This is a genomic window from Candidatus Harpocratesius sp., assembly GCF_054039255.1.
Genome location: NZ_JBPLBG010000071.1, coordinates 17,695 through 32,611, shown reverse-complemented (window position 1 = coordinate 32,611; position 14,917 = coordinate 17,695). Strand labels below are relative to the sequence as shown.

Below are 14,917 nucleotides of genomic sequence, written 5' to 3'. Positions count from 1 at the left end.
ATTTTTAATTCATTTTTTTGACTTTATAAAATTTAGTCAAAAAAGCAAGAATAATTGTTCTCTCTCCAATCTCTTTACAATTTTTTTAAAAATTAGGTAAAAATAACGCGATACAACCAAAGATTGTAAATAATTCAAATCAAAAGAAAAAAAGTTAGTAATAGATTTTAAAAATTATTTTTTCTTGACAATTATCGTTGTTCCTGCTCCTAATAAAGCTAAAAAGCCTACACCTGCATATACGGCAGGAGGAATATCTCCAAAGAACGGATTTTCAGTATTTGTAGTATTATCGGAAATTGTTGAATTATCTGAAGATGATTTATTAATGAAAGGGAAATAGGTTAAGTTTAAAGGAATTCCCCCAGTGGTATTTCCAAAATACTCTCCCAGAGACCCAGGACCACTGATGAGAACTTTTCGTTCCCATGAAGAAATGTTTCCATTTGAATCGTAATGGATATCCATGTAGTCTTGAAGAATTCCATTTTCATTGTATAGGATATTGAGGACTCGACTGACATTTTGTGTGGATGAATCTCGAAAAAGAATTTCAATTTTGTTATTATCATAATAAAAATCTTCACTGAGATCAAAGCTGCCTTCCCATATTTGATATGCCTTAATCATACCATAATATGCTTCAGACCAGTCACGAAACATGTAAGAGGGTCTGACTTCAGGTGAATGAAGGCATGGTAGTAATCCATTGCCATAAATTCCAAGAATATCAGCTGGTATACTGACATTATTTCCGATATCAAAAAGCGGCAATGCGGGCATCCATTCTATTGATCCAGCTTGTAATGTGTATTTGGTGCCAAATATTAAATAATATCCTGAAGGCATTAGAAAAATGTCATATATTTGCGTCAATTCTAATTCTCCCTCTGGGAAAGTCGAATTATAATAATACCAGATTAAATTGTCGCCTATTGATATTCCCCATTCTGTGTTGTTGAGATAATTATAAGAATTATTCAGATCATTAACTGCATAGAGGCATACTTCAAATGTAGAAGAAATGATTTGTTTTCCTTGTGTTGATAAAGAATAGCTAATTATATACCAATAGTTCACTAAGCCATCCGCGGATTTAGTGAAAAGGTCACAGTATTCAGATTGAGATGTGAAATAGCGGGTAAATATAGTATTTGATTCAGTTTCTAAGAATTCATAACTTTGCACATTTGGATTAAAAGAAGAATTAGCGAGCAAGTTTTCGTATAATGAGAAATTACGAGATCGAGGAACAAATATGGGGTATGAAGATATATATATTTCAGCATCAACTGCCAATTCTCCTAAATATTCTAAATTGAACTGATTTAAGTAAATTGGTTCTTCATTTCTTAGTGGATCATACGAAACAATTCCAAGCACACTATTATTTGCGATTTGAGTTAAATTTTCTAAATTTCTCCCTACTAATACGTTTCCAAAATAAAACATCTTGTTATTAAAGATTATGATATTAGTGATTTCAAATGCCCTAAATTGGATAACCGTTGTATTCAAATTTCCTGATTGATAACGTTCTAAATAATATAGTTTATCTCCAGGGTATATTCCAATTTCTGAAAAGAAAGGATCATCAAAAAACTCAGAAGAATTAATTAATATCCAATAATCATAAGCATTTTCGGTGCCAACCATAAAATTTTGAATAACAATTCCTGCTAAATCAATATAGTGATAATAATTATAATAATAATAGCTTTCAAATCCCAGACTATAAGTAATATTTATTGCATAATCTGAAAGATTGAACGTAACATAATTAGCTGGATCGCTAATTTCATCTAATTGATTTTCTAAAGAAGTGAGATTCATATAATTTGGGAGAAACATGGTTTGATCTAAGGAAATGGATGAATTTTCAATCCAGAAACCCATTTGATACCAATGAGTGGTTACGAGAGTAAAATTTTGAAAGAATTGTTCTTCTGCCAGAACAAAATGATTTGTTTTATTATCCGCATAATATTTTCCCCAATACTGGATTCGATATGAAACAAAATCTCCTGCATTTGTCAAATTTGAAGAGAATGTGAATGATTGATTCCGTTCAACGTTAAATATCGAAGAAGAATCCAGAAATGGAATATTCAGAGTCGAATCAATTAAAACCATTGAATCCATGGTCATGGTGTCATTAAAATAGTATTCCAGCATTACACCTGTCTCGAGATCGAATTCCATGTATATATTATAAATTAACCCTGCATCAGTACCTGTAATATTAATTGATTCTGATGTGAAGCTGAGATTAAGGTTTGCATCTTGGCTAAAATAGCCCCCGTTTAAAATATAGTCTGTAATTTCAGTAATGTTGTCAGTTAACAGTTGGTTGGGTATAATAAAGTAGAGAGGTTCTATCAAATCCCACGCAAACCAATATGCGTCAGTTAAATTTATATTCTTTACTTGTTCTGTTGTCATAGTAGGCATGTAAACATAAGTGCTATTTATTCGGATAGTATAATTTATTAAGGATTGAATCGAATCGCATTCCATATTCTGGATTGTCAAGTTTTCAAAGCTTGGACCAAATGTCCCTGTGCGATAATATAAAAATGATTGGTTTGTTTGAATCGCATAATTATCAAAATTAATTGTAGGTGCTGAATTAATTCCAAAATTATTGAGAGAGAAATCATCCTTAATGATTGATGTGCTTGGTGCTGTGTTAAATAGCAATTTACCATTTAGCACAATGGTGAATAAGATTAAGCACCAAAAAATGACTGTATGTGATCTAATAACTGTATGGGTTTGCTGATTTCTTTGTGTCCTTTTTTTCCATATCTTTACTTTTTCCATCTTAATTACCTCCGATGAATTTTAGTGGGATTCCAATTGATCCTCGCCAAAGGATTACAACAATACTTAGTAATCCAATTTGATTTCCTACTAATTCTACTAATGTTGACTTTTCAGTATATAATGGTGTAATGTAATAATCTACCACTTTAAATGTATAATCACCTTCATCCAATCGTATTGTAGCTTCATATAATAACATTTTGGCAGCAAAAGCATATTGATCAAAACTATTGCCTGTCAATCCACCAATGGCTGCAGTAATTGCCATTCCTTTGGCTGAAATCTTCTCAGTTGCAGTAAAATCAGTTCGTTCATGTGAGTATTCAACACTCATACTTCCCACTTTAACACTTGTTGCACTTTCAAAGCCAAATTCCCATTGGTCACTTTGAGCCGTACTCTCACTAATTACAATTCCAATTTCAGTGAATCCTTCAGAATTCTGCGTTTGAACAGGAAGAGATTTTACAGAACTTGCAAAAGTATTTACCCCATGGCTGTTTATCCATTCATCTTTAGTATAATAAGTAAAAGGATTTCTAGCGTCATAAGGGATATATGATTTTAGAAACGCATATTCTGGATAAGCTGAAATGAAAGCGTTTAATTCCGCGCATGTAATTACCTTCTCGATTGGGACATTAATATAAACCATTGTACCAGCATTTTTTCCTGAAATAACCTTATATTGATATTGAAGAATATATGTATATGAGTAAAATACGCCATGTTCATTTGAAGAAAGTGCCATCGCTTGGCTAAAAGTCATAGATACAGTATTGGTTGTACTATGCGATGATGTCCAGCTGGCAGAAACAGAACTTTCAAGACCCACTTCGAAAAATAACAAATCCATCTCCGTACTCATTGTAATTGTAGCCGAGTCTGTAATAGAAAACCCTGATGTAGTAGAACTTTCATCTGTTTTTTCCCAACCAACCGTGGTTCCACAATGTACTAAACTATGACTCATTCCATCAATATTTGGTGCAGCTGCTGCAACAACTAATACTTCTGGAGGCTCAATGACAGATTTCCAGCCTTGATATTGCATTATCCTTCCATCCCCATCAAAATCACCTGCTGCCAAAAATGGCGGATTAAAAATATTATTCGACATTTTTTCGTTTGAACAAAGATAATATTTATCCGTCCTGGAATTCCATCCAATTTCAATCAGATGATTTCGCCAATCACTTTTATACATGCTTGAAATCAACAATTCATCGCATTTATCTCCATCCCTATTTAAACTAACAGCAGTGGCGGGATAAGGATAATTTGATAATGATTTTGAAAATTGTTGTTTAAAATTTTCATTTGCATCTCCCGCAACTTTAATATAAAGTTTACTTCCCTTATTGTACACTAATCCAAATTCATCAGCAGGATCATAATCAAAGTTTCCTGTACAAACAAATGGATTTTCTGCATCATCATTATTATCCCATGATTTCATACTGGCAAATTTATGAAGAGCATCATCTAAGACCCAGCCATTACTATCTTCACCATCATAATTTGTACCAAAAACAACTATTTCATCTAAGCCATCATTATCGAAATCACCGCCTGCTGCAGAAGGATTATTAAAACTTCCTGAACATGAATATTCTTTTTGTAATATAGGATTAAATGAAGAACTACTGGGGTTATAATTATAAGAATTGAGATATAAGGTGTGATCGGAACTTTTAAGGGCTGAAAGCATTACAACTTCATCAATTGAATCTCCATCAATATCTGCTACAACAACTGACGGATGTTGAGTGGTTCTAAGCCAAGTTGTATATACGTTATGAGGAACTCCACTGGATTGTCCTAAAAAGATCATACAAGTGGCTTTTCCATTAAAATCACCAACAATAGCTATGTCTTCATAGCCATCCTCATTAATATATCCAGAGTCTATTTTGATCCTCCGATAAGGACTGTAACTTGAATAAATTACAAGTGAAATTCTCTCATAACCATGTTTGGCGTCATCATAGACCAACAACCGCATTTGCTCACTATTATCTTGGGTTGCTAAGATAATTTCATCAATTCCATCACCATCAATATCAGCTGCTGTACATGTAGACTCATCATATGCTGAATTCCAACCTGAACTGTAGATTTCATCAAAATTTTTTGGATCATCTATAATAAATCTAATTCGACTATTCCATTTACCCCTACCGGTGATTAAAAGTTCTTCTTCAGGAACCATATTTATAATGTTCGCTTTAAATGGTTTTTTATTAGAAACAATGGTTTCGCTAAAATCCATTGGTTTAGGCTTTTCCAAAACATTTTGCTCTTTTTCTGAAAGTTGATTTGATAGATTAGTTGTTTTAGTTAGTTTACTTTCATTGATTGGCGAATTAATTAGAATTATTGCTCCCAACATTGGGATTAAAATAATTCCTAATATCAACACTAAAAGTTGATTATGAATTGAATTTCTGGATTTTTTCATAAGGTTATTTTTTTTCTATGTGATTTTATATTTTAGTTCTGGAAAAGTTTATTAATTTTTATTGGAAAAATTCCCGATTATTTAAAATCAAATCATAATATCTTCCAGAAAGAATAACTAATGAATATTGTTTATTTAAACAATCTTTTGAAATATTGTCGTTATAATTCAAAATTAGCAAACAGTAATTATTGATAAAAATTATTTTCTTGAACAGTAATATTTAGTTAAAAAGAGTGAAAAGAATATTAAATTGAACAATCTCTTAGATAAATGTATAATTTTTGAAAAATTTAATATATTCTTGTCTATCATCAAATTTTCGTAATTTTTAATATAAGCAGTGTTACTTCTCTATTTAGAAATTTCTGCGAGTGCTTCCCATTCCAAATTATTTACTATTGTTTTAAAATATTTACCCATTTCCCGATATGTATAAATTTGAATGCCATATTTCTCCAATAACTTATAGAATTCGTGATTCATCAAAACTTCATAATCTTGAAACCGTCCAACTGCAGTATCGGAAGTAATCCCGTTCATTTCATCGTTATAAATTGCAGGATGAAAGAAAATATGTGTCAAACCAGGTTGAATTGATTTTAATAGACTTCTATAAGCGCGTAACTTATTTTTAACTGACTGTAGGGAAGCAAACTTAAAACTCTCTATGATTGGATATCCTTGTTCTTGTAATATAGAAAGTTGAGAATGATATTGCGCGATATCACCATCTAATCCCATATATTCAAACATCTGTTTACTCATATAAGGAATTATGGCTGGAATTTTATAGTCTTTGGCTAATTTAATTAATACAGGAAGAAACTTCGGATGACAAGCGGAGAACATGTGAGTATCCATATGTGTCAATTTTATACCCAATTTTTGAATTGCATCTATTTGAGCGCGCATTTCAAATTCTCCATTTTCAAGTTTAACATTTGCAATTGCTTCTTTTAGATTTTGCCATAAAAAACCACTAGCATCAACTAATCCTGATTCTGGATTATTAGTTGTTATAGGTCGCCAACGAAAATTCTTATATTCACTTGTAAATGTCAGATGAGCGCCAATATCAAGAGGAATCTTCTGGTTTATTTTTTTAATTAACTGAACAATTTCTGGCATCCATGGCGAATTCGCAATAATTGAACCGGATTGAATCCGATTTTGATTAAATATATCGATTACTGCCTGGTTTGCACTGTGGGAAATCCCTAAATCATCTAAATGCAAAATTACAACTTTATCTGTTTGCGAAAAGCCCAGTTTATCTATAATAGACTGCATAATTTACTCCTTTTTTAGGTTTGTATAAGAAACTCGGGCTAATAAGCATATTGTCATTTTTTTTCTTTTGAAATCGAAGAAATATTCTCAATTTGATATTTTTATTTAAAAAAGGAATATTTTGAAGTTCTCTAAGAAAAAAGCATATTTTTCTATATAAAACCACCCGATATAATTGATTTTTAACTAATTCTTAAATTATTTATTTTTATAATACTTTTTTTTTCATTATAATTATTTAATTGTATAATTATTATCAAAGTATTTTTGTTGGTTGATTTTGAGGTGTTGGGGTTTTTATCACTAAAAATTTGAAATCTTTAGTGTTAGATTCTTCATTAAATAAACGATGAACTATTCCTGCAGGACTAAAAACAATTTCATCTTTGGATAATGTTTCGATTTCATCCCCAATTTCCACTTTTCCAACTCCATCCAAACCATAAAAACACGCATCTACAGGAGTTATGTGTTTTTTAAGAGTTTCACCTGGTTTTAATGTAATGTGAATATAACTTGCATGGGGAAATTCGAGGAGTTTACGTACTGCAACTTTATGTGGTGTGGAAGAAATATCTTGTTCTGCTACAACTATTTTTTTCATAATAAATTCTATTTATTAAGAAGAAGTTGAGACTGATGAATATTGTGCTTATTCTCAATAATATATCCTTAGATTTTTTTGATTATTATTTTCCATTTTAATGCTTAAGCTTATTTTTAATTGTAGCATTCCTTTGATACTTGATTGGATATGGATTCGTTGTTACTTTTGCCAGATATACCTATAAAAGACTGTGGCGAAATGACCAGATATTTTTTAGCTCACGACATTATGACATTTCAAGCAGCTTGTTTGTATGTTCATGACTTACCCTATGGATATAATACAGATAAGGATAATAAATGGAGTTTATTTCAAGAAAATAAAGGTTCATGCACTACAAAACACGGAATAATTGCAACACTTGCTCAAGAACTTAATCTTCCTGTTAAAAAAAATGTAGGCATATACCGATTTACAGAAGAAATCTGCACAGGAACTCAAAGAATCTTGGATAAATATCGTATACCGTACATTCCAATGATTCATTGTTTTTTGATATATAAAGATTATCGTTTTGATTTGACTGAAGGCAATCGTAATGGGAAAAATAAATCCATTGAAAATTTCATTCATATTGAAGAAGTCGAACCATTTATTACCCGTAAAAACGAATATCTGTTATTTAAAAGAGTATTAAAGGAAAAAATTCTTGGATCCCATGAAATGATAAACATCAAAGAAATTACATTATTAAAAGCGCGAGAAGAAGCCATTCATCTACTTCATTCAAAAATTGAATAGTCTATTTGCATTTTTTAATTTTTAGCAATGATTTTTTTAATATTGCTCCTTGATGAATTGCGATGAACGAATCAGAATTAATTCAAAAGTTATGGTTACCCACACTTTTACTAAATGGGCTTGCTATAATAAGCTTGATAATAGGGGTCATAACTCCAGTATTTTCAGCGATTTCTATGTTTTGTGCATGGATTGTTTGGATTGTTCAAATTGGAAGTTATATTTTCATAAGTATTATTAGTTATCGATCAAAACTTATTCAACAATCACGATTTAATCATGGATTATTAGTTGGATGGCTATTTGTTTCATTGATGCTTCAATTTGGTGTATATTTGCAGAAATACAAATTATCTGCAAAATATGAGAATAATTGGGGCGAAATTGCACCAAGTCTTATCAAATGGAGAATTTTCCAAATTATTGTTCTTATTCTACCCATCATTATTACTTTTTACTGGAAAAAGAACGAATCTTTGGAAATAAAAGAATCTCATTCAACATTATTTAATTATATTCGATTAGCTGCTTTTTTTATCGCTCAATTCACTGGAATTTTGCTTTTTCTCGCGGGGATACTCTTTACTGTCTTGTTGTGGATTTATATCAACGGAGATTTTTGGGGTTATTTAGGAATTATGGTTTTAAATTTTCCAACTGTAATACCAATTATTATTTTGCTTGGTATTCTTCTAACTTTCTCACTAATTCAAGAAAAAACTATTTTTAATCAAAAAAAGAGAAATTATTTAATCTCAAAGCGTAAAAAAATTTATATTCCCATTTCCATCCTAATCATTCTTCTTATGTTTACACCAATTCTTTTTATCCCATTTAATCTTAAATTAGCTAAGGAAACATTTCCAAATCGATGGAATACTGAAGATCCTTCCTTTTTGGAGAAGCCTTATTCTTTCTCTTCTCAAATTTTTGGTCGAACTGTTCCAGAATGTAAAGTTCAAGAAGATATTCTCTTTTTCAATGGCTCTCAGAGTTCTTTTCCCCAAGATCACAATCTTTTACTTCATTTTGATGTTTATTCTCCCCTAAAATCATTAAAAAATCTCCCAGGACACAATGCAACCATTATCCGGATCCATGGAGGCTATTGGGTACAAGGTGATACAAAAATGATGGTGCAACAATGTCGTTACTTTGCAGCTCAAGGATATATTGTATTCGATATTCAATATGGATTGCATAATTCGACATCAAATACTCCTACGAATATAAAAGGTAATTTCACACATGATGATATGGTTCGTCAAGTTGGAAATTTTACTCATTATCTTGAAACACATGCTGATGAATATGGCGCAGATCTTAATCGAACTGTTGTTTTTGGTGCATCTGCTGGTACAACTTTAGCAATGGCAATAGTATATGGTCAAAAAGATTCACGATTTTCTGAATGGATTTCACAGAAAATCAATTTTGTGGGATTATATTTGTTTTATCCTGCCAGTGGATATCAAAAAAACCGCGATGTAATAGGAACTCCCGACTTATTGACGCCAGAAGTGTTAATTAAAGCAAATTCCCCCCCTTGCCTAATTTTTACAGGTACTCGAGATCAATTGATAAATCCAGATGTTTCTCAAGAGATTAAATTAAAATATGAAAATGCGGGAAATGATGATTGTGCGATAATCTGGTTAAAATATTATCCGCACGCGTTTGCTTGGAATGAATACAATTCAGGATCTCAAATAGCTTTATATTATACAGAAAGATTTATTAAAGCAATTACGTGATTTATAAAAATCTTTTTTTCTTTTCACATCATACAATAACAAAAATCAAAATTTTCAAATAATCTGCGCTTTTTTATTTTTTAGCTAATATTTAATCACATATTTATAAGGATAATGAAAATTTCATGAGCAACTCAATTTATAGTGATAAACATTTTCGAGATTCCATTTCAATGTGGGGAGATTCCATTATAAATCTTATAAAGATTCAATTTATTGTATTAATCATAACAACTACAGAACAACTCTCAATTATTTTTAAAATTCAAGATTTAATTGATATAACTTATTTAATGTTATTTCTTTTTTCAATTTGGTTATTTGTTCGATATATACGATATTTAGTTGCATTGAAGCAAATTATTAGATTATCAAATGATCCTAATTTAAAGAATTTCTTTCTGATTGAAATTATCACATTAATTGGTGCCACATTAGTCAATTTTGTAGAATTCTTCTTAAATACTTATAGTTCTTGGATAATTCATTACACCATTTCTTTACCGATTTTTATTCTCTCCTTAATATCGGTGTTTTTTTTATCTAAATGGCAAAAGAAGTTATTTGAAGAAGATGTAGAACCTGAATTGTTTGAGGCAATGAAAAAAGGTATCAATCTTTTGTTTTTAGGCGCAATTCTAAATTTTATTCCTCAATTTGAAAATATTCTTATCGTAATAGGCTTTTTTTCTGCTCTTATAAGTGTTTTTGGTTTTTGGAAATTTGGTAAAGCTCTGATTATAGAATTTGGAGGAGAAGAACTAAACAGAATTTATGATACTCCAACACCAGAAATGTATGAAGGTTTCTGAATTATTAATATTTTACTATTGGAGATATTAGGATAATTATTTTAAAATAAAATTGAAAAAGTGAAAAATTATGGTAATAACTTCTTTAAATATTGTTCCTCATGGGATGCAGATAATTCCAGGATTAGATCCTAAAGCACCTCCAGAATTTTCCAAAATGCATCAATCAATGTTAGAATTGATTAAAATTCTTCGAAAAGAAAAACCTGATACGATCATCTTATTTACACCTCATGGGTATCAGCTTGAACAAGATTTTTGTCTATACTATGCAAATTCTCTTCGCGCATATTACCCTGTATTGAATAGATCTAATATTGATGGAACCCAAATTCACTCTACTATTGAATTCTCAAGTGATACCGAATTATTGGATGATATTTGGGTAAAATTCAATTCCTTAAAGAATCCAGCATTTAAATTGAATAAAATTACATTAGGATCACGATATTATCCTATTCCTCTTGGATGGGGTGCCAGTGTTCCGCTTTATTATTGCTATCAACATGATTTTCGCCCAAAAATTGTCGTTGTTTCACTACCTCGAGCGAGGTTTAATGTTAGTAAATTTCATACAACTCTGACAAAATGCGGTGAATTCTTTGGAAAATTTGCTTTGAATACAACTAAAAGGACAAGTATTTTCTTTAGTGGAGATTTAGCTCATACTCATCAAGATTCAGAAAATTTTACATTTCATTCATCAAGCAAGAAATATGATGAATCTCTACTCTCATGGATTCAAAATTTTTCAAAAAAAAAAATTAGAGGAAGAATTATCACTATTCCTCGAGACATTTTTAATCTTGAAAAAACTGCATTAGCATGTGGATTATCAACACTTTCTATAATGGAAGGGGTTATTAATGTGATGAAAGAAGAAAAAGAAAAAACCTATGAAAATGAACATATTGATTTGTTATTAAATTCTACGATTCTTCAATATATTCATCCCACTTATTTTGGAATGGCTTTAATTCATATCAGCTTAAATTCACTTAAATCATCATGAAGTAACTGCTTAAAGTATAACGCGTCATCAAGAATAATTCACGTTTCATCATAAATCGAGAGTGGTTAATAGCAAAACCGAGAGCGGAAAAAATAATAAGAGCAAACCCAATTCTCTGAAACAATCGGGGGGATTGCCCGCTAAACCGCATAATTATTCCGATTATACAGATTAAAAGTAAATAAAAGAGCATTTTTAGATAACTTTGAAAATGATCTTGATAGAATTTTTGTAAAAAATTGGCCAATTCTAAAAACTCACGTATTTCTAATTGTCTACGAGTTATAGGATTAGAATGAATATTGATTCCTATTTTATCTAAATATTTATTAAATTCTAAAGAATGAATTTGCAGAGTAAATCGCTTTTGATTACTAAGTCTAACCAATCGAGCGATAATGAAAATTAATAAAGCAAGGAAAATAGATGCACTAATAATAATTTCGATTAGAAAATGAGGGCGGGGATCATGATTTTTTGTTCGATTTAAGAAAATTATTATAAAAACTCCTGCTATGATACATAAAAATGAAAAATATGCAGAATTTCGATGATACTTTTCTTGTAAAGCTTGAAAAGTAGGATCATCCTTTAATACAAACTTCTGATGGAGATGATAAAAATCAATTACATTTCCTCCGCGCAACTGATAAGCCCGAGTTGGAGAATAATCTTTTTCATCAGGTTGGCTTAATAGGTTTATTTTATAAAAAAACCTAACAAGTTGAATTAAAGACAATACAGTTGATACAATAGCGACTAAAAGAAATTGCTCCAAAATAGATCGATCTAAGAATGTTGTGCTAGAATCGAGCTCTACAAGTAAAATCACAATACTAAACAGAGAAAACAGAAAAAATACAGCAACAAATGTTAGTAATTCATATGAAATAGGTTCATCTGAATTTGGTGATTTGTTTGATTCCATTATATGCACTATATCTGCTCCCTCTTCTTTTAAAATTAATAGAATATACGATCTATTCTGGTGATATTAGACAATCACATTAGTTCCGAAATCACTATGATTGTTTATCGTTTTAGATATAATCATGTTTAGTGTGTAAATTAGTTTAATTATAATAAAGGATCTATATCATACTACTTATAAAAAATTGTGGGTTATACAATCAACCAAAATCAATATGATCAATTTGACAGAATAATAATCCATTTGTCAATAAAATGATTGAAAGCGCGAAGATCCAAAATTTTTGAAAGAATCCAGGACGAATTTGAGCGATATAACTAAGGAGATAAAGAATCGATAATCCAAGAAAAACAAAGGCAAAAATTCGATAAAATAGAGATATTTCGATAAAAACACCTACATTCTTATAAAAAATTAACAATGAGATATTTACAGCAGTTATTCCAGCAAAAACACAAGCTGTTGCAATAATATGTATCAATTTAAATTGGTCAATCTGAATGGTACCTTGTATAACAGTGCTAAAAGCAGTAAAATACAGAAAAAAAACTAATAGATTTACGTGTTTTAAGTAGTTATAATAGAGATGAAGGATAAGTCCGAACATCAATGAGATATTTGCCATTAGAACACAAAAGATTAAATAAAACCAATAGGCACGCATATTGGAAACGCCATGTACTTGCATTTGTCCAATATAACTAACAGGATGGAGAAAAAATCTATGATTATAAGATGTTACCTTTCGGGCTATAAAAATACTGATGAAGCTAAAGGAAAAGTGAAGATAAAAGAGAATTTGAAACGTTGTTTTCGAAAATCGAATATATTTATCGCAAATTACAAAAAAAATCACATAAATAATAATTGTAGTTAAATATTTTCCGATTAAATTCTTTTTTAGAGTTAGTTCTTTTTTCTCATTCATAGTTTAATCTTCTGCTCAAATTTTATTCTTCAATTTTTTATTCATTCATTTAATCTTGCTCTCTTAATTTATTTATAGATAAGGTATGATTTGAACTAACCCCTCAATTTGAGCAAATAATCCGATAAAACTTCCTAAAAACCAAAAATTCTGGAATAAAGATGCTTTTTTTTGGATGACATATGCAATTAAGTAAAGTGAAGCACCGACAAGATGAATAAATCCCCCAATATATACAATAATTGGAACAAACACGTAATATCTTTGCATGTATAAAAAAAAGGCAGTAATTATTATAGTAATAGTATAATGAAATCCAAAAAGAGTAAAAGTAACCATTAAATGTTGCAAACGCGATTCATTTATTGGAATAATGCCCATAAGAATGACCAAAACTACACAAATATAGAGAACAAATGCAACTAATTGCAAATATGGATTAAAAGAATAAAAGTTTCGAAGAATTGTTGCGAGAAAAAAAAACATAGACGCAAATCCCAAAAAAAAAATCTGAACAATATACATAGCTCGTGTATTAGGTCGATTAAATGCATAAGTTTGACCTAAATAGCATATAGGATGCTTTTTAAAACTATGGGGATAAACGCTTAATTTTGAAGAAATATAGGCGCCTATATAAGAAATAGGAATAAACAAAACATACAACCATTTTGGATGAAAAATTGGGATTTTCATAAAATTATCGGTGAGAATAATTATTAAAATGACTAAAATAGTGATAATGATTCGGAGATTTCTTCCAAACTGTGCCATAGTTTTCTTCTCTACTCTTTTCATATAAATGAATAAAAATTATTTATATTATATTAAATATATCGGGACATGCAAATTTGTGAGTGCGAATAAGTTTAATAAAGTTTGAATGAGTTTGAATATATTTTGAAATGTTGCAAATTTTAAGAGTGTTAGCTTTAAATTTAAAATAACTTAAATAAAATGTGAATATAGAATGAATACAAATTCAATGGCATTTTCTAATGAATTATTTAATTGGTGTGAGAATTTCCCCTATCAAGATAACCGACGTCCTAATTGGGATGAATATTTTTTATTATTAGCGTTTATCGCCAGTAGAAGGAGTTCTTGTTGGAGGAAAAAAGTAGGTGCGGTGATAGTAAAAGACAAAGCCGTAATTTCAACAGGATACAATGGTGCTCCAGCACCTCAAATCAATTGTTTAGAATTAGGCGAATGTTATCGAGATGTACATAATATAGCAAGTGGTACAGAACTTGAAAAATGTCGAGCTTCAGGATCGCATGCAGAATCCAATGCAATTGCTTTAGCTGCAAAAAATGGGCATGCCACGACTGGAGCGACTCTGTATTTATTCGGACACAATTATATTTGTAATGTATGCCGAGGAATTATTGCAAATGCCTATATATCTCGAGTCGTGCATCTGAAAGAAGATGGATCTGTTGTTGAATTCAATGTATTTAAAGATTGGAATAAAAATCCACTTGATCTTTAATTGAAAATATTCATTAATAATCAAAATTATAAACTAATCGACACTTATTTGCACTTC

Annotated in this window: 12 protein-coding genes; 5 read left to right on the top strand and 7 right to left on the bottom strand. The window is 30.3% G+C overall.

What is annotated here, in order from left to right:
• Nucleotides 1-174: 174 nt before the first annotated feature.
• From ACXLDF_RS15405 to ACXLDF_RS15390, 4 genes are all read right to left on the bottom strand, one after another.
• Nucleotides 175-2,823 carry a hypothetical protein gene (locus tag ACXLDF_RS15405; protein ID WP_457559439.1) on the bottom strand — a complete coding sequence of 883 codons (2,649 nt, stop codon included), beginning with the start codon at nt 2,821-2,823 and terminating at the stop codon, nt 175-177.
• A 1-nt stretch (nt 2,824) separates the two neighbouring features.
• Nucleotides 2,825-5,287 carry an FG-GAP repeat domain-containing protein gene (locus ACXLDF_RS15400; RefSeq protein WP_457559438.1) on the bottom strand — a complete coding sequence of 821 codons (2,463 nt, stop codon included), beginning with the start codon at nt 5,285-5,287 and terminating at the stop codon, nt 2,825-2,827.
• Nucleotides 5,288-5,641: 354 nt separating this feature from the next.
• Nucleotides 5,642-6,580: a polysaccharide deacetylase family protein gene (locus tag ACXLDF_RS15395; RefSeq protein WP_457559437.1), complete on the bottom strand. Its 939-nt coding sequence runs from the start codon at nt 6,578-6,580 to the stop codon at nt 5,642-5,644.
• A 256-nt stretch (nt 6,581-6,836) separates the two neighbouring features.
• On the bottom strand, nt 6,837-7,184 hold the full coding sequence (locus tag ACXLDF_RS15390) for a cupin domain-containing protein (protein WP_457559436.1): 348 nt from the start codon (nt 7,182-7,184) through the stop codon (nt 6,837-6,839).
• Between the two features lie 201 nt (nt 7,185-7,385).
• On the opposite strand from ACXLDF_RS15390, the gene ACXLDF_RS15385 reads away from it, so the two are divergent.
• The 4 genes from ACXLDF_RS15385 (at nt 7,386) to ACXLDF_RS15370 (ending at nt 11,506) form a co-directional block, all read left to right on the top strand.
• Complete coding sequence (locus tag ACXLDF_RS15385) at nt 7,386-7,928, top strand: hypothetical protein (RefSeq protein ID WP_457559435.1); 543 nt, start codon at nt 7,386-7,388, stop codon at nt 7,926-7,928.
• A 62-nt stretch (nt 7,929-7,990) separates the two neighbouring features.
• On the top strand, nt 7,991-9,682 hold the full coding sequence (locus ACXLDF_RS15380; protein WP_457559434.1) for an alpha/beta hydrolase: 1,692 nt from the start codon (nt 7,991-7,993) through the stop codon (nt 9,680-9,682).
• Nucleotides 9,683-9,807: 125 nt separating this feature from the next.
• Nucleotides 9,808-10,494 (top strand): hypothetical protein, encoded by a 687-nt coding sequence (locus tag ACXLDF_RS15375; RefSeq protein WP_457559433.1) that lies wholly within the window; start codon nt 9,808-9,810, stop codon nt 10,492-10,494.
• A 70-nt stretch (nt 10,495-10,564) separates the two neighbouring features.
• Entirely contained in the window at nt 10,565-11,506 is a 942-nt protein-coding gene (locus tag ACXLDF_RS15370) for a DODA-type extradiol aromatic ring-opening family dioxygenase (RefSeq protein ID WP_457559432.1), read from the top strand.
• Here ACXLDF_RS15370 and ACXLDF_RS15365 read toward each other — a convergent pair.
• The 3 genes from ACXLDF_RS15365 to ACXLDF_RS15355 form a co-directional block, all read right to left on the bottom strand.
• The gene (locus ACXLDF_RS15365) at nt 11,493-12,434 is read right to left on the bottom strand and encodes a hypothetical protein (RefSeq protein WP_457559431.1); all 942 of its coding nucleotides are present in this window, start codon (nt 12,432-12,434) and stop codon (nt 11,493-11,495) included. The genes ACXLDF_RS15370 and ACXLDF_RS15365 overlap by 14 nt on opposite strands.
• A gap of 202 nt (nt 12,435-12,636) precedes the next feature.
• Complete coding sequence (locus tag ACXLDF_RS15360) at nt 12,637-13,365, bottom strand: hypothetical protein (protein ID WP_457559430.1); 729 nt, start codon at nt 13,363-13,365, stop codon at nt 12,637-12,639.
• Nucleotides 13,366-13,437: 72 nt separating this feature from the next.
• Nucleotides 13,438-14,163: a hypothetical protein gene (locus ACXLDF_RS15355; protein ID WP_457559429.1), complete on the bottom strand. Its 726-nt coding sequence runs from the start codon at nt 14,161-14,163 to the stop codon at nt 13,438-13,440.
• Nucleotides 14,164-14,335: 172 nt separating this feature from the next.
• On the opposite strand from ACXLDF_RS15355, the gene ACXLDF_RS15350 reads away from it, so the two are divergent.
• A complete protein-coding gene (locus ACXLDF_RS15350) occupies nt 14,336-14,860 on the top strand; it encodes a deoxycytidylate deaminase (RefSeq protein ID WP_457559428.1) in 525 nt (174 codons plus the stop codon).
• The last annotated feature ends 57 nt before the right edge of the window (nt 14,861-14,917 follow it).